This window comes from Pedobacter sp. 22226 (assembly GCF_052045455.1).
Classification (GTDB): Bacteria; Bacteroidota; Bacteroidia; order Sphingobacteriales; family Sphingobacteriaceae; genus Pedobacter; species Pedobacter jeongneungensis.
Genome location: NZ_JBQEPB010000007.1, coordinates 192,656 through 209,691 on the forward strand (window position 1 = coordinate 192,656; position 17,036 = coordinate 209,691).

Annotated in this window: 15 protein-coding genes; 6 read left to right on the top strand and 9 right to left on the bottom strand. The window is 38.8% G+C overall.

The genetic code is table 11. The features are described 5' to 3' along the window. Nucleotides 1-54 precede the first annotated feature (54 nt). The 6 genes from ACTJKC_RS17230 to hemW all read right to left on the bottom strand — a co-directional run bounded on the left by ACTJKC_RS17230 (nt 55) and on the right by hemW (nt 6,122). Nucleotides 55-933: a cupin-like domain-containing protein gene (locus ACTJKC_RS17230; protein WP_113947658.1), complete on the bottom strand. Its 879-nt coding sequence runs from the start codon at nt 931-933 to the stop codon at nt 55-57. 126 nt (nt 934-1,059) lie between these two features. Next, nucleotides 1,060-1,845 (bottom strand): DUF3050 domain-containing protein, encoded by a 786-nt coding sequence (locus tag ACTJKC_RS17235; RefSeq protein ID WP_440793820.1) that lies wholly within the window; start codon nt 1,843-1,845, stop codon nt 1,060-1,062. 133 nt (nt 1,846-1,978) lie between these two features. After that, nucleotides 1,979-2,860, bottom strand: a complete 882-nt coding sequence (locus tag ACTJKC_RS17240) for a cupin-like domain-containing protein (protein WP_344852521.1) — start codon at nt 2,858-2,860, stop codon at nt 1,979-1,981. Between the two features lie 204 nt (nt 2,861-3,064). Then, a complete protein-coding gene (locus ACTJKC_RS17245) occupies nt 3,065-3,616 on the bottom strand; it encodes a fasciclin domain-containing protein (protein ID WP_440793822.1) in 552 nt (183 codons plus the stop codon). A gap of 436 nt (nt 3,617-4,052) precedes the next feature. Further along, the gene (locus ACTJKC_RS17250; RefSeq protein ID WP_440793824.1) at nt 4,053-4,835 is read right to left on the bottom strand and encodes an SDR family oxidoreductase; all 783 of its coding nucleotides are present in this window, start codon (nt 4,833-4,835) and stop codon (nt 4,053-4,055) included. Nucleotides 4,836-4,997: 162 nt separating this feature from the next. After that, on the bottom strand, nt 4,998-6,122 hold the full coding sequence (gene hemW, locus ACTJKC_RS17255) for a radical SAM family heme chaperone HemW (RefSeq protein ID WP_440793826.1): 1,125 nt from the start codon (nt 6,120-6,122) through the stop codon (nt 4,998-5,000). Between the two features lie 97 nt (nt 6,123-6,219). Between hemW and ACTJKC_RS17260 the strand changes: the two genes are divergently transcribed. The 6 genes from ACTJKC_RS17260 (at nt 6,220) to gldN (ending at nt 12,877) form a co-directional block, all read left to right on the top strand. After that, nucleotides 6,220-7,197 carry a DUF4271 domain-containing protein gene (locus ACTJKC_RS17260; RefSeq protein WP_440793828.1) on the top strand — a complete coding sequence of 326 codons (978 nt, stop codon included), beginning with the start codon at nt 6,220-6,222 and terminating at the stop codon, nt 7,195-7,197. Nucleotides 7,198-7,211: 14 nt separating this feature from the next. Next, entirely contained in the window at nt 7,212-7,982 is a 771-nt protein-coding gene (locus tag ACTJKC_RS17265; RefSeq protein WP_025143998.1) for a uroporphyrinogen-III synthase, read from the top strand. Nucleotides 7,983-8,207: 225 nt separating this feature from the next. After that, on the top strand, nt 8,208-9,533 hold the full coding sequence (locus ACTJKC_RS17270) for an SUMF1/EgtB/PvdO family nonheme iron enzyme (protein ID WP_440793831.1): 1,326 nt from the start codon (nt 8,208-8,210) through the stop codon (nt 9,531-9,533). Nucleotides 9,534-9,573: 40 nt separating this feature from the next. Then, entirely contained in the window at nt 9,574-10,380 is an 807-nt protein-coding gene (gldL, locus tag ACTJKC_RS17275) for a gliding motility protein GldL (protein WP_440793833.1), read from the top strand. Between the two features lie 42 nt (nt 10,381-10,422). Then, nucleotides 10,423-11,955: a gliding motility protein GldM gene (gene gldM / locus ACTJKC_RS17280; RefSeq protein WP_440793835.1), complete on the top strand. Its 1,533-nt coding sequence runs from the start codon at nt 10,423-10,425 to the stop codon at nt 11,953-11,955. Between the two features lie 7 nt (nt 11,956-11,962). Next, entirely contained in the window at nt 11,963-12,877 is a 915-nt protein-coding gene (gene gldN, locus ACTJKC_RS17285; RefSeq protein ID WP_440793837.1) for a gliding motility protein GldN, read from the top strand. A gap of 353 nt (nt 12,878-13,230) precedes the next feature. Here the strand turns inward: gldN and ACTJKC_RS17290 are convergent, their stop codons facing one another. The 3 genes from ACTJKC_RS17290 to uvrC all read right to left on the bottom strand — a co-directional run bounded on the left by ACTJKC_RS17290 (nt 13,231) and on the right by uvrC (nt 16,975). Then, complete coding sequence (locus tag ACTJKC_RS17290) at nt 13,231-14,604, bottom strand: DNA/RNA non-specific endonuclease (RefSeq protein ID WP_440793839.1); 1,374 nt, start codon at nt 14,602-14,604, stop codon at nt 13,231-13,233. Nucleotides 14,605-14,644: 40 nt separating this feature from the next. Further along, entirely contained in the window at nt 14,645-15,043 is a 399-nt protein-coding gene (locus tag ACTJKC_RS17295) for a nuclease A inhibitor family protein (RefSeq protein ID WP_440793840.1), read from the bottom strand. Nucleotides 15,044-15,172: 129 nt separating this feature from the next. Next, nucleotides 15,173-16,975, bottom strand: a complete 1,803-nt coding sequence (gene uvrC / locus ACTJKC_RS17300; RefSeq protein ID WP_344852533.1) for an excinuclease ABC subunit UvrC — start codon at nt 16,973-16,975, stop codon at nt 15,173-15,175. Nucleotides 16,976-17,036 lie beyond the last annotated feature (61 nt).

A 17,036-nucleotide genomic window follows, 5' to 3' on the forward strand; every position in this document is an offset into this window, starting at 1 on the left:
GGTACTTTGTTAATCACAGCTTAACAGATTTTTAACGCCCATGAAAAACTATTCTTATGGTCTGCCTTTGGCTAAAGCCCTTTCAGCAATTTTAACTGCTTTTTTCTCTCTCCAGTTAGCATATTTTTCTTTGAAAGTCATTTTAATTAAGCTGTCAATGGCGCCATGGGTAAATAAACTCCAAACGCTGGCCACTTTTCTGGTAATTGATTGATCCCAGGCCCTTAAACTTAACGAGAATGAACCATCCAGGTATTTCATCCAGTGCCACATTCCTGTAGGCATAAATAAGGTATCGCCATGCTCTAAGAAAACTTCATAACCCTCAACACCGTTTAGTGCGGGGAATTTTTCGAAATCAGGATTGGCAACGTCATAATCTTCCAAAGCATAAGTTGCATTTGGTAAGCAATATAACCTGTCTTTCCATTTATTATCGAATAGAACAATGTGTTTCCTACCACCAAAATGGGTATGGAAAATGTGCGGCAAATCGATATCGTAATGTAAAAAGGTTACCGAGTTAGATCCGCCAAAAAACATGGCCGGCATACTTTCAATAAAACCACCCATTAAATCTTTAGGGATTTTTACATCATTGATTAAACTAGGTACTTTTTTAAACAGGTTAAAAAAGAAAATCCTCAATTCTGTTGGCTCACGTTTAATCAGGTCGAGGTAATCGCCAAATTTCATGTGTGCAGTAGCCGCATTAATCGGTTTCGATGGGTCAGCTTTAGAGTTATCGTAAAGCGGAACTTCCAGCTCACCGCCAATTTCTTTTAAATATTCAGTCGTCCATTTTTCTCTTGCAGGCCAGTCTTTGGTAAGGCCCCTGATGACTAACGGACGTTTAGTTTTCAAATAATTTTTCTTAAAATCTTCAGGAGTGATATTCTCAACAATATCAACAGGTTTTAAAATGAAACTCATGCGCTTAAATCGGTTATTTGTGCCGAACAACAAATGTGTAAATTTTATTTTACAAAATTGAAGTTAACAGTTAAATGTGACTAAAATCACGTAATCTAAATTAGCAAATACTTAACAATTTAATAATTAAGCTTCAACTTTATTTTTAACAATTTCGGCATAAGCGGCATCCCAAAGGTCGATACGCTTTTGTAAAGCCTGTTTTGTGGTTTCTTCTGCTTCTGTCCAAAATGCTTCTTCTTTTTCGCAGAGTTTCTCCGTCATCGAGAGTGCCAAATGGCTGTGGTGATCGCCGTCTACTTCAATATGGCGTTCTAAATAATATTTAAAAATAGAAACTTTATCAGCCTGGGTACTGTTCAGGTCGTTTACCATGCTGTAAAACATGTTTGGAATTAAATCCTCCCTGCCAAAGGTAAAACTGGCTGCCTGTAAATGTGTTTTGCCGCTATTAATGGTATCGAATGTCGCATTTACAAAATCTTTGGCAGCAGAAGGTACATCGGCAATTTCGAAGGCCTCATTAAAACCTTTACCATTTTTTAAGGCATCTAAAAAATCATTAATGGGTTTTGTATTGGCCCCGCACTGATCCATAGCATCTAAATATAACTCGAAATGACTTTTAATCGCGCCATCTGCATCCACATCAGATTCTTCTCCAGCTACAATTTCGTTAATCAACTGTCTGGTAACCGGATCGCCAACCGGAAACCAGGGCAAACTGGTACAGGTAAGGTTAATCTGTAATGCTTTAAGCAACGACATGAAATCCCAAACGGCAAAAATATGATGTTCCATAAAAACGCGTAGATCTTCCAGTTCGCTAATGGCCGAATAAACTTTGTGGTTAATAATCTGTTGTTTAAGCGGCGTGATGCTTTCTTGTATTTTTATAATGTTAGGATGCATATTTTATTATTGAATGATTGAGTTTTGAATGAGGAAATTGAAATTTTGAATGAGAGATTGATTGATTTAGTGAATTGGCATAAAGCTTAGCACTGCTCATTCTATCATTCAACACACATTCATTCTATCATTATTATCTTGGTAAATTTTTTTCTAACGCTTTACCTGCTCTTTTAATTGCAAGTTCTTCTTTCCAGTGCATGTACTTTTCACGGTAGTTTGCTTTCATAAAGTCGTCAAATTTACGCTGTAAAGTTAAGTTATACAAGCTTTTTGCTTTCACAGCCCAGCTTTTGTCCCATGCCCTCAAACTAATGGAGAAAGATCCGTCGAGGTATTTCATCCAGTGCCAATAACCCGTAGGCATAAATAAGGTATCACCATGCTCTAAAAACGCTTCTACTCCCTGAACACCTTTTAAGGCCGGAAATTTATCAAAATCAGGATTTTCTACATCATAATCTTCCAGCGCATAAGTGGCGTAGGGAATCTGGTATAAACGCTCTTTCCACTTATAATCGAACAGGATTACATGTTTGCGGCCGTTAAAGTGCGTATGGAAAATGTGTGCCAGGTCAATATCGTAATGTAAAAAAGTGACAGAACCTTTTCCGCCAAAAAACATATTGGGGTAACTGTCTAAAAAGCCGCCCATTAAATCTTTTGGGGCAATATAATCTTCCAGTAATTTTGGGGCAAATTTTATGGGATCAAACAAAAAAATGCGCAGATCTGTAGGGGTTTCTTTAATCAGATCGATATAATCGCCAAATTTCATTTCGGCAGCCGAAGCATTAATCGGTTTAGAAGGATCAGCTTTCGAACTATCATAAAGTGGAACGGTTTTATCCCCAACAACATCTTTCATGTATTCCATCGTCCACTTTTGGTAAGCCGGCCATTTTTTAGCCATATTTTTTATTACCAGGGGTTTACGGGGTTTAAGGTAGTTCAGCTCGAAATCTGATTTAGATATGTCTTCAACTACATCTATCGGAGATAAATTGAATTTCATGTTAAATAACTATTAATGAAGCAAAATTAAATAGTTAAAAAACAGCAAGCAGCAGAAATGAGAAAACTTGAGAAAAAACTGACAATTCATCAAAAAAAGTCAGATGTTAAGAATAGGGAATAATGTTCCGGTAATTTGGCCAAAAACAAAAACGTTCCGGCAAAAGCCAGAACGTTTTATTTGATTATAAGGATATACGATATATTATTTAGGCATTAAAACGGTATCAACCACGTGGATTACACCATTTTTTTGATAAACATCTGCAATGGTTACAGTGCTCATTCCACCATTTTCATCTTTTAAAACCAATTTTTTGCCTTCCATCCAGGCCCAAAGTTTACCACCTTGTACAGTTGTTAATTCTGCTTTGCCGCCGCCAGCTTTAATTGCTGCTGCAATTGCTTTGCTATCCATTTTACCGGCAACAACATGGTAAGTTAAAATTTTGGTAAGGGTTGCTTTGTTTTCTGGTTTAACCAGGTTATCAACAGTTCCGGCAGGAAGTTTATCAAAAGCTGCATTTGTTGGAGCGAAAACAGTAAACGGACCAGCGCCTTTTAAAGTTTCTACCAAACCTGCGGCTTTAACTGCTGCCACCAATGTAGTGTGGTCTTTTGAATTTACCGCATTATCAACAATATCTTTAGTTGAATACATGGCCGCGCCACCAACCATCGGATTTTTTTGAGCGTAAACTTGAGTTGTAAATGCCATGGTAATTACGGCAAAAACTGATAGGATTAAATTTTTCATTATTTCTAATTTTTAAGTTTCTGTTATTTGATTCCATTTACGATGGCTTACAGACACTTGGTTTTTAGAAATAAAATTTATTGTTTAATTGATTGATTTTGAGTGTTTTAATTTTTGTTTTTTTAGTTTTGAAAAAGTAATATGGTAAAACTTAGGGAGGGGGTAGCCCTGTTATACTAAATTTCTTGACTTTTGTCGCTTATGTTCAGAGTGATAATCTTCCATAGCATGGGTGTCATCTCGACCGGAGCCCCGCGAAGTGGAGAGATCTATCTGGGTAAATTTAGCTTCGCTGAGCCTTCGGGTTCTCGACTGCGTTACACTCTGCTCGAAATGACGGTAACTCAGAAGAATTTTGCACATAGATAACAGCCAAAAGGATATCGCTGCAATCGGGCTTAAGTATTTGGGTTCATTCTTAACGCCAAACGCCCGGCTAATTCACCTTTGCAGTCCTTATTTTTTTAGAGAAAAATTTAGGGAAAAAGCGTTTCAATAATACACCTTTTGTTTCCTTTCCACCGATGTAAACCTCTTCTTTTTTGTTTTTAACGGCCTGTACTATCTGTTTGGCGCAATCGGCAGGGCTCATCGCATTTTCATGTGCATCTCCCATCATATTTAATGGTTTTCCGTCTGCGGTTAGTGCGTTATAAGTTACATTGGTTTTGATAAACCCCGGGCAAATTATGGTAATGTCGATATTTTTGTCGTAAATTTCCGATCGGAGAGAGTCGAAATAGCCATGCAATGCATGTTTTGATGCGGCATAAGTAGAACGGAACTTTGTTCCAAATTTTCCGACTAAACTGCTGATTACGGCAATCTGTCCGCCGCCGTTGCTTATCATCAATGGTAAAACCGCTTTGCTCAATACAACTGTTCCCCAAAAATTGGTGTCCATAATCTGCTGTTCTGTTTGCAGGTTGGTTTCCAGTGCTAAACTCCGCTGACTTACACCGCCACTATTGATCAGTAAATCTATTTTCCCAAAAATGCGGATGGCATCAGCGGCTTTGCTTTCGAGTGTTTCGGTTTCGCTTAAATCGAATGGCAAAACATGCACATTAAAAGAATTTTGGCAATTTCCTTTTACGCGAAAAAGTTCATCACGGTTTCTTCCCGAAATAATCAGTTTGTTGCCTGCTTTAAAATATTCATATACCAGGGCCTCGCCAATACCTGATGAAGCGCCTGTAATCCATACAATTTTTGACATATATTTTTAATTATTGAATTAGAGATGATCGAATTAGAGGATGATTGAATGATAGATTTTACAAAAGCATTCACTCATTCTCTCATTCAAAACTCATTCATTCTCTGATTCAAAACTCACTCAATTTAACTCATTCATTCTCTCATTCAGAAATCACTCATTTTAAACAACAAACAATTCCGAAGCAATATGATCGGCAAATAATTTTCCATTCTGGCTTAAACGGATTTTATCTCCATCCATGATCAGCCAATCTTTATCCTCAAAATTTTTGAGATTGTATTTTGTTTCTTCTAAAAAATCTTTCCCGAAATCGGTGTTTATTTTCTGCAGATCAGTGCCCCACATGGTTCTTAATGAGGTCATTATATATTCGTTAAACCGATCGTTCAAACTCAGCTCTTCAACCATTTCGGGTAGTTTATTCTGCTCCAGGGTTTCGATGTATAAAGCATTGTTAGCCGGGTTCATGTAGCGGTTCTGGCCGTTAAAACCATGCGCCGACGGACCAATGCCAATGTAATCTACACCTTTCCAGTAATTGGTATTGTGTACTGCATAATGGTTGGGTTTGGCAAAATTAGAAATCTCATAATGCTCAAAGCCGGCTTCTACCAGTTTCTCCATTAAAATTACAAATTGTGCAGCACTTTGGTTATCATTTACCGGAATTTGCTTTTTTGTTTTAATGGCATGCGCCAAAGCTGTTCTCGGCTCAACCGTTAAAGCATAGGCTGAAATGTGCGGTACTTCCAGTTCAATCGCTTTTTGAATGTTGTTTAACCACTTTTGATCAGTCAATAAAGGATAGCCGTAAATCAAATCCAGTGTTAAGTTTTCAAAACCTGCATCCTGACTTCTCCTGATGCAATTTTCCGCTTCTTGAGCCTGATGTGCCCTGTTCATCCAAATTAAGTCTTCATCATAAAAAGATTGAATGCCCACGCTAAAGCGGTTAACAGGCAATTGTTTCAGTTCTTTTAATTTCTGGCTGGTTAAATCATCCGGATTGGTTTCGATTGTGATTTCGGCATTGGCATCTACCGAAAAAGTATGGTTGATGGTATCGAAAATCTTTTGTAAAGCGGCCTGTGATAAAATAGAAGGCGTTCCACCTCCCAAATAAATGCTTCCAACCTGGCCTGTTATCCGGTCTTTTTTCATTTTAATCTCCTTGCAAATGGCATCGACCATTTCATCAGCATATTTTAAAGACGTACTGAAATGGAAATCGCAATAGTGGCAAGCCTTTTTACAGAAAGGAATATGAATATAGATACCAGACATTGGCGCAAAGATACACCATATTCTAAATCCATTTATTTTATTTAGGTAAACAATGATTATTCGACTACTTTTGCAACTTTAAGTTTTGATTTACAGCATGCCGAAATTCATTTTTCTTTTGTTTGCCTTTTTATGGTCTGCAGATTTTGTGGCAGCGCAGCAGGTTCCTGTTCAAACAGATAGTGCGGTGGTAAATCAATACCGGTATAGAAGATACCGCCCCGATTCGGCAACGCTTGCCCGACAAAAATTTTCTACCGATTCCTTGGTTCATCATACCTGGGTGCTACCTGATAGTTTAATCAATAAAAATGCACTTTTAGATACGATTGAAAAGGAATATCTTTCTCCCAACCTTGATTTATGGGCCTGGCATAAGAAATACCAGCATCTAAAGAAAAAGGCAAATCCATACCAGCTGGGTACAAAAATACCTAAAGGCAATGTAGGTTTACTGGGTTTTATTTTTGGGATGCTCGTTATTTTTGCTGTCTTAAAAAATGCATTTTCCAAACAGCTATCTGCCATTGTGCAATCATTTTTCAGCAATCGGATTTTAAATAATATTAATAAGGAAGATAACCTTTTTAGCTCGTGGCCGTTTTTATTGCTTTTTGTGCAGTTCGGTTTTGTTTTTGGGATGTTCTTTTTTCTGGTAGCACAATGGAACGATATGTACCAGGCTAAAGATGGCTTCAAATTTTTCTTTAGCATATCCATTACCGTAATTGCATTTTATGCGCTAAAATTAATCCTTTTGCGCTTTCTGGGTTACCTGTTTAATGTTCAAAAACCAGTAGGCGAATATATTTCCATATTATACCTCAGTTACTTTAATGCATCGCTGTTATTTATTCCTTTGGTGGTGGCTTTTGCATTGTCGCCACTTAAATACGGGGCTGTTTATATCGTATTGGCGTTCTTGTTGTTAGGCATAATATTTGCTTTCCAATTGTTGAGGGCGGGTATAACGATACTTTCTAATAATAAGTTTTCTAGAATGCATTTAATTTTGTACTTTTGCGCCCTCGAAATATGTCCTATCCTCATACTAATTAAAACGATAGGGCTGTAGCAGGAAAAAGGAAAATGCAAGAAAAGAACGACTCTAGAATCCGCAAAGTAAAAAGTATTTTGGTTACTTTACCAAAACCTGAAACCGAAAAATCTCCCTATTACGATTTGGCCAAAAAACACAACTTAAAAGTTGATTTCAGGTCTTTTATTCATGTAGAAGGGGTGCCAGCAAGAGACTTCAGAAAGGATAAAATTAACCTTGCCGATTTTACGGCAGTGATTTTTACCAGTCGTAATGCAGCAGACCACTTTTTTAGGATCTGTGAAGAAATGCGTTATGATGTGCCGGCAGAACTGAAATACTTCTGTCTTTCTGAAACAATTGCCTTGTATCTTCAAAAATATATTCAATATAGAAAGCGTAAAATCTTTTTTGGTAAACAAACTGCAGCTGATTTGGCAGAAGTGCTTAAAAAACATGCTGGAGAGAAGTTTTTATATCCTTGTTCGGATGTAGCTACAGAAGATACCATGAAATTTCTGGAAAAAAGCGGATATAATTTTACCCCTGCAGTTTTATTCAGAACTGTAGTGAGCGATTTATCTGATCTGGCTGAAGTTTTTTATGATGTTATCGCTTTTTTTAGCCCGTCAAGTATACAGTCATTATTTAAAAATTTCCCTGATTTTAAACAAAACAATACACGGATTGCTGCTTTTGGTGTAAATACCAGTAAAGCATGTGCCGATATGGATCTTATTGTTGACATTGCAGCACCAACTCCCGGCGTACCGTCAATGACGATGGCCATTGAAAACTACATCAAAATATCTAATAAATAATACGTACAATAAATTATTTTACGTCAACACAATAAATGCGTAACTTTGCTGTTATATAGGGAGTTACGCATTTTTTTTAAACAAAATTGTGAAAGCTTAAAACTCCTTAAAGTAACTTTAACCGCTTTGTAGTAATGATTTAACGTAAAATATTTGTTTTTGTTGATAATTTCAGTGATTTTTGATAAAATTGCTCCTAATCGTGCGCTGCACACCATAAAAAATATGAAGAAAATTTACCTTCTAGCTATTGTAGGTATAACTGTAATGCTAGCTAGCTGTGGCCATGGTGGTCAGGGTGAGCTGGTTGGTGCTTATAACCGCAAATTTAAAAATGATCGAATCCCGTTGGGGATGGTTTATATTCCGCCAGGGCATACACCATTGGGAGGATCGGATGAAGATATTACATTTTCTCAGAATGGACCGAGTAGAATGACCACCATTAGTGCGTTCTTTATGGATCAAACAGAGATTTCGAATGCCGAATACCGCCAGTTTACCAATTGGGTGCGCGATTCGATTGCCATTGTGATGATGGGAAATCCACAACAGTTTATGATAACCCCAAGAGGCAATGCGGCGGCAGCTGTTGGGGGCGATAAATATATTGATTGGAAAAAAGTTGGACCAAACGGAGTAAATATCTGGCGCAACAAGGGTAGAGGTGCAGCAGCAGCTCAAGCCAGTCAGTTAGATGGCATGTATTATTCTGGCCTTGATGCACTTCCCGGTAAAAAAGAACTTGATGTTCGTAAATTCGAGTATTCTTATGCCGAATTGAATATGGAAAAAGCGGCTATCGGACATAAAGATCCAAACAGCAAACGCCAGGATTATATTGATCGTTATACCATTGCCATTTACCCTGATACAATGGTTTGGAAAACAGATTATTCTTACTCACAAAACGACCCGATGGTTCGCGGTTATTATAACCACCCTTCATATGATGATTATCCGGTAGTTGGCGTAAGCTGGGAGCAGGCTAAGGCTTTTTCTCACTGGAGAACCAGGTTGTATGATGGAGTTGCAACAGCGAGAAGATTACCAGTTGGATCGAGATCTGATTACAGATTACCTGCAGAAACAGAGTTTGAGTACGCTGCAAGAGGTGGTAATACCAAAACAAAATATCCATGGGGCGGTCCTTACATCAGAAATACCAAAGGCTGTTTACAGGCTAACTTTAAACCGGGCCGTGGCGATTACTCAAGCGATGGTGGTATCTATACTGTTGGTGTGAGATCTTATTTTCCTAACGATTATGGCTTGTACAATATGGCAGGTAACGTTTCTGAATGGACAATAACAGCCTATAATAAAGGTGCCAGTCCATTATTGCATGATCTGAACCCTAACTTTACTTATGATGCAGGTGCTAACGACAGTAAGTACAAAAAACGTAAGGTGGTAAAAGGTGGTTCATGGAAAGATACCGGCTACTTTTTACAAAATGCAGTAGCAACATACGAATATCAGGATACACAAAGATCATACATTGGTTTCAGATGTGTTTCATCTTACCCAGGTACCGATTTAAGACATTAAACCAAACAAACTAAAAACTAAAGAAAAACATCAAAATTTTATGGCAGCAAAGAAACAACCAGGCTGGTTACACGTAGCGATTTCATGGGGAGCAAGTATTGTAATTATCGGAGCGTTATTTAAAATTCTACACATTGGTGGAATTGTGGGTAACTACATGATTGGGCTTGGTCTAGGAGTGGAAGCATTTTTATTCTTCTTAACCGGATTTTTCCCACCAGAACCAGAACCAGCATGGGAAAGAGTGTACCCTGAATTAAAAGAAGATTTTAAAGGAGAATTACCAACAGCATCAGCAAGACCTGTAGCAGCGGTAACTTCTTCGAACACGGCAGCTTTAGATAAAATGTTATCAGATGCTAAAATCGGTCCGGAGCTAATCGAAAGTTTAGGTACAGGTTTACGTACGTTTGGTGATAAAGTAGCAACCATTTCTAATGTTGCAGATGCTTCTACAGCTACTAACGAATTTACTGGTAAAATTAAAACGGCATCAGCTGGTTTTGATAATTTGAGCGCGTCTTTTGAAAAAGCTACGGCTAATTTAAAAGCAATGGGCGAGAGCAGTGTAGATTCTCAGGCTTACCACGATCAGGTTAACAATTTGGCGAAGAATTTATCTGCTTTAAACGCGGTTTACGAACTGGAATTACAGGATTCAAGCGCGCATTTAAAATCGATGAATAAATTCTATTCAAACTTATCGTTAACCATGCAGAACTTTAACGAATCGATGGAAGATTCGAAACAGTTTAAAGAAGAGGTGAATAAACTGGCTAAAAACCTGGCGTCACTTAATGCAATTTATGGCAATATGCTATCGGCCATGAATGGCCCACGTGTATAATTTGTTTAGTTTTTAATTTTTAAAGGAAAAGCTACATCAAACATGGCAGGCGGAAAAGAAACAACAAGGCAGCGGATGATCAATATCATGTATTTGGTATTGTTGGCCATGCTCGCCTTAAACGTATCAGATACCATTTTAGATGCATTCAAAAATATCAACGATAGTTTGGATACTTCTAAAAACAATGTAAATACAAGTATTAATCAGTTATTTTCTGCTTTCGAAAACTCGAAACTGAAAGAAGAGCCGGCACGTGCGCAGCCTATTTACGATAAGGCTAAAGAAGCACAAAAGGCTGCTGATGAATTAAATAATTACATTGAAAGCATTAAAAAAGAATTTACCCAGGCTGGTGACGGAATAGACCCTGAAACCGACGACCTGGTGAACAGATCAAATCAGGATATTGCTCAGAATATCATGATCAATCAAAAGAAAGCAGACGAATTAAAGAAAAGAATTAACGCCACACGCGAAAAACTGATTTCTTTATTAGATCCTGCGGATAGGGCAGGTGTTGCATTCTCTCTTGAAGCAAAAGATCCTGCGAGAAAAAGAAAAGGTAACTGGCAGGAAACTTACTTCGGTGAGGGAACGCCATTAACTGCTGCAATGACCATTTTAACTAAACTGCAAACAGATACTAAAAATGCTGAAGCAGAAGTAGTTAAAAAGTTGTTCGGAAATATGGATAAAGCGCAGGTTAACTTAGATCAGTTTGCGGCAGTTGCAGTAGCACCTACTTCTTACGTAATCCAGGGACAGCCTTATACCGCTGAAGTATTTTTAACCGCAAGTGATTCAAGATCAACTCCTGATATCACGGTTAACGGAAGTAAATTATCGGTTAAAGATGGTAAAGGAACGTACACTGGTGGTACGGGCAGCGTTGGTCAGTTTACATGGGTAGGTACTATCCGTGTGCGTCAAACTGATGGACAGGTTAAAGAATACAAAACCCAGCCACAAACTTACCAGGTAGCTAAACCGTCGGCATCGGTTGCTTCAACAAAATTGAATGTAATTTATGCAGGTATTGCCAATCCGTTTACGGTATCGGCCGCAGGTTTTCCATTAGAAAGTGTTCGTGCTTCTATTTCAGGCGGTTCTATGTCTGGTAGTAACGGAAACTATAATGTAAATGTTCCCGGCAGCATGGTTGGTTCAGAAGTATCAATCAATGTATCGGCAAGTAATGCTGGTAAAACGGTAAGCTTAGGTTCACAAAAATTCAGGGTTAAAGCCATTCCTGCTCCGGTAGCAAAGGTTGGTGGCCGCGCTGGAGGTGATGTAGCTTCGGTACAGTTAAAAAGTGAATCGGAAATTGAAGCAGATTTGGATGATTTTCCTTTCGATGTTAAATTTAAGATTCAGCGTTATAAATTAACGATTATCAAACCTCGTTCGGATGCGATTACCGTTGCTGGTAGTGGCGGAAGCTTTGCCGGTGCTGTTAAAGGTGCCATTAACTCGGTTACGCCAGGTACAAGGGTGTTTTTTGAAGATATTGTTTCTGTTGGTCCTGATGGCCGTCAAAGAATTTTACCTTCATTGGCGTTTAGTGTAAAATAAAAAGAAGATGAAAAGGATTTTAAGTATTGCTATTTTAGTTTTGTTAACCACGTTTGCTTTTGCACAAAAAAAGCCTGCTAAGTTAGCACCAAAAAAAGCTGCGCCCGCTGTTACTGCTCCTGTAGTTGACACGGCGAAAAAAGCTCCTGTTAAAACAGCTAAAAAGAAACTAAAGGTTCCGCCTAAAGATGGTTTCTATGCCCGTAAGGACATTGACAGTACTGAAATGGTTCCTTTAGCTGATGTAAGGGAAGAGGATGTTTTTTACGCAAAAAGGATCTGGAGGGAAATTGATTTACGCGATACTGTAAATTCACCATTAAGATCACCAAAATCAAGGTTAATCGATGTTTTAATTGCTGCGATTAAATCAGAAGAGCTTACTGCTTATTCTCCGATTGATAGCGCATTGAACGAAGATGATGCTTTTCTTAATCCAATGTCTGCAGATTCTGCAGCTAAATCAGCATTAGGAACAGCGGAGGTTTCAAATAATAAAACCGGAACGGTTACTACAGTTGTTAATGATTTTAATGCAGATTTATTCCTGAAGTTCAGGATTAAAGAAGACTGGATTTTTGATACTAAACGTTCTATTTTCGAACCACGCATTGTAGGTATTGCGCCTTTGAAATTCAACGAGGTTTCTAAACAATGGCAACCAGTATTTTGGGTGTACTATCCTGAAGCAAGGGAAATTTTGACGAAGAAACGTTTAATCAATACCAATAATGATGCATCTTCATTAAGTTTTGATGATTTCTTTATCCGTCGCTTATTCAGTAGCTATATTGTTAAAGAATCTAATCCTGGAGATAACAAGATCAGGGATATCATTTCAAATCCTAAAGATAGATTGTACGAGTCTGAGCGGATTAAAAAGGCCGTTCTTGATTACGAACAAGGCCTTTGGGAATATTAATTTTACATAGAAAGCTCCGATGAAAATCGGAGCTTTCTTATTTGGGGCATTCCCATCACAATACCGTCATTTCAAGCGCAGTCGGAAACCTATCCAGAGACAGATCTCTCTGGCAAATCGTCACCCTAAACCTGTTTCAGTGTTTTTCATGCGAGATAGATCTCTCCAGTCCACTGCGTTCCAGTCGAGATGACGACGCTTTTGTTAGTCTTGTCATCCTCGGTGCAACGAAGGCTTTTTGAGCAAATTTATTAAATTATTATTCACTGCTTTCAGAGTGACATAATAGTATAATACAAAAAGCGGTAACCCAATCTATGGATTACCGTTTTATATTAAAAGGCTGATGATCTCTACTGGTTATCGGTAGCTGCCTCTATTGCATTTTGAATTGATGTAGGTACGTTCGATAACAAATCGTAACCTGTAGCAGATTCGATTGAATTAACTGTTGTGCGATAAGTTTTCCAGTTGGTGTTTAAACCGTTGGTATTGAGCATATTTACCGTAATTACCCTTGTAGAAGAAGTAATTCTGCTTAAATCGTTATTTCCGTTAGGCAATACCACAATAACTTTCCAGGTGTTTGAAGGTACATTAACGCGGCCGTTATCAATGGTATAGGTAGTTCCGCCATTGCTTCCTGAACCACCAGATCCATAAGAACCACAGATTACATACACTTCGTTACCGGCGGTTACTAAAGAGCGCGTGTAGTTTTCTAAATCAGCCCAGGGCCCCTGGTTATTATTAGGTGCCTGTGCCATCATATTGCTCATTAAAAAGGTAGAAGAGTTGGCTGCTACTGAAGCTGTTCTATCAGCCGAAGGGCAGTTATGGCCACGGTCAAATCCTGAACCTGAATAACTGCTGCTGGACACCTGATACCAGCCTGCAGGTAAAGTATTGTCGGCCCTGAAATCATCCTGACGGGGAGTTGAGCCTAAGTCAGACGATCCGATGTGCCAGCTTACCCAATTAGGTGTAGCCCTGCTTTTGCTGTAAGAACTTGAATAGTAAGTGCGTTCCATCAGGTAATTTTCGGGATAAGAGATACTGGCAACAGCATTACTCGGATTGCCCAGTAAAAGATGGCTATTATCGCCAGGAGTGGTTGTTGGAGGAGTGGTTGTGCCACCGCCTGTCGAAATGCTAAAATCATCGATGTTGATTCGGGCTGTACCGCCACTGATTTTACGGACCTGAAAGCGTACATTCCCCGAAATGGCTGGGTTAAAAGTTGCTGTTGCTAATGTAGTCGTGCTACTGGTAATGGTACTGCCCGTTTGTTGCCAGCTCGAACCGCCGTTGGTAGAATACCAGAGCTGCCAGGTACTATTAGCATCAGTACCATATTTAGCGTGTGCAATGGTAACTACATCGGCTCCGTTTACATCAAAATTCATGCTTAATATCCCCGTGTTGCGAATACGCACTGATTGACTGCCATTTTTAGCATCGGCTGCTAAATTTCCGATTAAGGCATCATTAAGACTCCAGCTTCCGCTACTTAAGGTAACCGATGCAGTTGTGTAACTTCCTTTGGTACCTGATTCGAATGTTTCGGGAAAACCAGCAGCTATAGCCTGGGCGCTTGCCGTAACTGCTTTACTGTTTAATTTCTGTTCGAATAGGCCGGAGTCTGGCAGCGTTTGATTTTCTTTTTTACAGGCAGCCAGGCCAAGGCATAGAACGGCCAGTAAGCTTAATTTTTTTAATGCTTTCATTGTTTTGGTTTGGGATTATTTTATGGATGGGATAATTTTCTTAGGTTTCTACAGCGAGGGTTTCAAGAACCAGGCAGGTGCCATCTGGTAAATAGCCGGTAATCAGGACAGGAATCCTGCTGGCACCTTCTACTCTTATTACTGAAATATTAGATAGGTTTTGCTCTAGAAAGGCGTGGAGTGCTTCTATTTTCTGAGCATTTTCGACCATTGGTGCATCAGATGGATCAACCTTTGAAATAAGACGGTCGAAAAAGGCAACCTGATCAACTTGTTTTAAACTGGAAAGATCAGAGTGGTATTGACTTGCAATTTTCTGCAATAAGTCTGATGGTGCGATTTTGCCCCAATCGGCCACTTTAAAAGGGCTTTCCGATTCGCTAAAATACAGTACGCCCAACAAAAGTTTGGTAATGGTAGCCAGGATGTTGTTATTCATGTAAACAGGGGTATTTTACTGGTATTAACAGCCCTAATTTATAGAAAAAGTATTTAAGTTATGCCAATTCAAGATTAATTAAGTGTTAACATTTTTACGCATCCGTCTGTTATTGTTTACATAACGGATTTACGCTTCTTTAAAATGTGCCAGCAGGGTAAGTACCTGTTTTTTGTTCAATATTTCTGAAAGTTCTTTTTCTGTAGCCTCTTTAATTTTTTTAACAGATTTAAAGTGGGTAAGTAATTTATCAGCAGTGGTTTTACCAATTCCCTCAATCTGTTCGAGTTCTGTTTTGAGGGTACCCTGATCGCGCTTTTTACGGTGAAAGGTAATTCCGAATCGGTGGGCTTCATCACGCAGCTGCTGAATAACTTTTAAAGTTTCCGATTTTTTATCTAAATACAAAGGGTAAGAATCGCCAGGATAAAATAATTCTTCCAAACGTTTGGCAATACCGATTACCGTTACTTTATTTTCTATGCCCAGTAATTTTAAACTCTTCACTGCCGACGAAAGCTGGCCTTTACCACCATCAATAATGATCAGTTGAGGCAATGTCTGGTTTTCATCTAACATTCGCCTGTAACGTCGGAAAACAGCCTCTTCCATGGTCGCAAAATCGTTTGGTCCTTCCACCGTTTTCACATTAAAATGGCGGTAATCTTTTTTTGATGGTTTGGCATCTTTAAATACCACAATTGCCGAAACCGGATATTTTCCCTGGAAATTGGAGTTATCAAAACATTCAATATGTTTCGGAAGCTGCGTTAAGCGCAGGTCTTTCTGCATGGTGCTTAAAATCCGGTCGGTACGTAAATCGGGATTTAATTTTTCGTATTGGTTGAGTTTCTCTTTTTTAAAGAACAGCACATTCTTTTGCGATAACTCTAAAAGTTTTTTCTTTTCGCCCAGTTTTGGAACTGTAAATTTTAAACTTTCATCTTCTAAAGACGGTTCGAAAGGGACAATGATTTCTTTTGAGGTACTGTTGAATTTCGTTCTGAACTCCAGCATGGCCAGGGTTAAAATCTCATCATCGCTCTCATCAAGTTGTTTTTTAACCTCTATGGTCTGCGTTTGGATAATTGTTCCGTTCATTACCTTCAGGTAATTCACAAAAGCATAACGCTCGTCAGAAGCAATGCTTACCACATCTACATTTGTGATGGCGCTGTTTACCACAGTCGATTTGCTCTGGTATTTCTCCAAAACCTGTAACCTCCGTGCGTATTGATGCGCCAGTTCAAAATTCAAATCTTCAGAGGCAGATTTAATTACGCTTTTTACGTCACGGATCACATTTCCGATCTTACCGTTCAGGATTTCCTTAATTTCAGCAATATTTTTATCGTAGTCGGTTTCCGTCTGGTAATTTTGGCAGGGACCTTTACAGTTGCCGATCTGGTATTCGAGGCAGACTTTAAATTTGCCTTCATCTATATTTTTCTCCGTTAGTGGCAAACTGCAGGTACGTAAGGGATAGGTTTCCTTAATCAGGTCTAAAATGGTATGCATCATACCAATCGAGCCGTATGGACCGAAGTAGGTTGAGCCATCTTTTATTACTTTACGCGTCCAGTAAATACGCGGAAAATTTTCATTTTTCACGATAATCCATGGATAGGTTTTATCGTCTTTTAAATTAATGTTGAATTTGGGCTGGTGCTTTTTAATCAGGCTGTTTTCCAGCAGCCAGGCATCAATCTCCGTATCTACAATGGTAAAGGTAATTTTGCGGATCCTGGATACCAACACCCTCGTTTTGCCATTAAACTGGTTTCTGTCGCTGTTAAAATAAGAACCCACTCGGTTGCGCAGGTCTTTCGCCTTACCAATGTACATTAGCTTTCCATCGGCATCCCAGTACTGGTACACGCCGGGTTTATGTGGAATTGCGGTTAATGCTGTTTTATGGTCGAAACTGCTCATTACTTACAAAAATAGGATATGGAGAGGGAAAATTTTGAATAATGAACCAATTTAGTGTGTT

What these genes read in the sequence shown, in the direction of transcription:
- ACTJKC_RS17250 (WP_440793824.1), bottom strand. Translation starts at nt 4,835, where the DNA reads ATGTCAAAAATTGTATGGATTACAGGCGCTTCATCAGGTATTGGCGAG.
- gldL (WP_440793833.1), top strand. Translation starts at nt 9,574, where the DNA reads ATGGCAGCAAAGAAACAACCAGGCTGGTTACACGTAGCGATTTCATGG.
- ACTJKC_RS17295 (WP_440793840.1), bottom strand. Translation starts at nt 15,043, where the DNA reads ATGAATAACAACATCCTGGCTACCATTACCAAACTTTTGTTGGGCGTA.
- ACTJKC_RS17235 (WP_440793820.1), bottom strand. Translation starts at nt 1,845, where the DNA reads ATGCATCCTAACATTATAAAAATACAAGAAAGCATCACGCCGCTTAAA.
- ACTJKC_RS17230 (WP_113947658.1), bottom strand. Translation starts at nt 933, where the DNA reads ATGAGTTTCATTTTAAAACCTGTTGATATTGTTGAGAATATCACTCCT.
- ACTJKC_RS17240 (WP_344852521.1), bottom strand. Translation starts at nt 2,860, where the DNA reads ATGAAATTCAATTTATCTCCGATAGATGTAGTTGAAGACATATCTAAA.
- hemW (WP_440793826.1), bottom strand. Translation starts at nt 6,122, where the DNA reads ATGTCTGGTATCTATATTCATATTCCTTTCTGTAAAAAGGCTTGCCAC.
- ACTJKC_RS17245 (WP_440793822.1), bottom strand. Translation starts at nt 3,616, where the DNA reads ATGAAAAATTTAATCCTATCAGTTTTTGCCGTAATTACCATGGCATTT.
- uvrC (WP_344852533.1), bottom strand. Translation starts at nt 16,975, where the DNA reads ATGAGCAGTTTCGACCATAAAACAGCATTAACCGCAATTCCACATAAA.
- ACTJKC_RS17270 (WP_440793831.1), top strand. Translation starts at nt 8,208, where the DNA reads ATGAAGAAAATTTACCTTCTAGCTATTGTAGGTATAACTGTAATGCTA.
- ACTJKC_RS17265 (WP_025143998.1), top strand. Translation starts at nt 7,212, where the DNA reads ATGCAAGAAAAGAACGACTCTAGAATCCGCAAAGTAAAAAGTATTTTG.
- gldN (WP_440793837.1), top strand. Translation starts at nt 11,963, where the DNA reads ATGAAAAGGATTTTAAGTATTGCTATTTTAGTTTTGTTAACCACGTTT.
- ACTJKC_RS17290 (WP_440793839.1), bottom strand. Translation starts at nt 14,604, where the DNA reads ATGAAAGCATTAAAAAAATTAAGCTTACTGGCCGTTCTATGCCTTGGC.
- gldM (WP_440793835.1), top strand. Translation starts at nt 10,423, where the DNA reads ATGGCAGGCGGAAAAGAAACAACAAGGCAGCGGATGATCAATATCATG.
- ACTJKC_RS17260 (WP_440793828.1), top strand. Translation starts at nt 6,220, where the DNA reads ATGCCGAAATTCATTTTTCTTTTGTTTGCCTTTTTATGGTCTGCAGAT.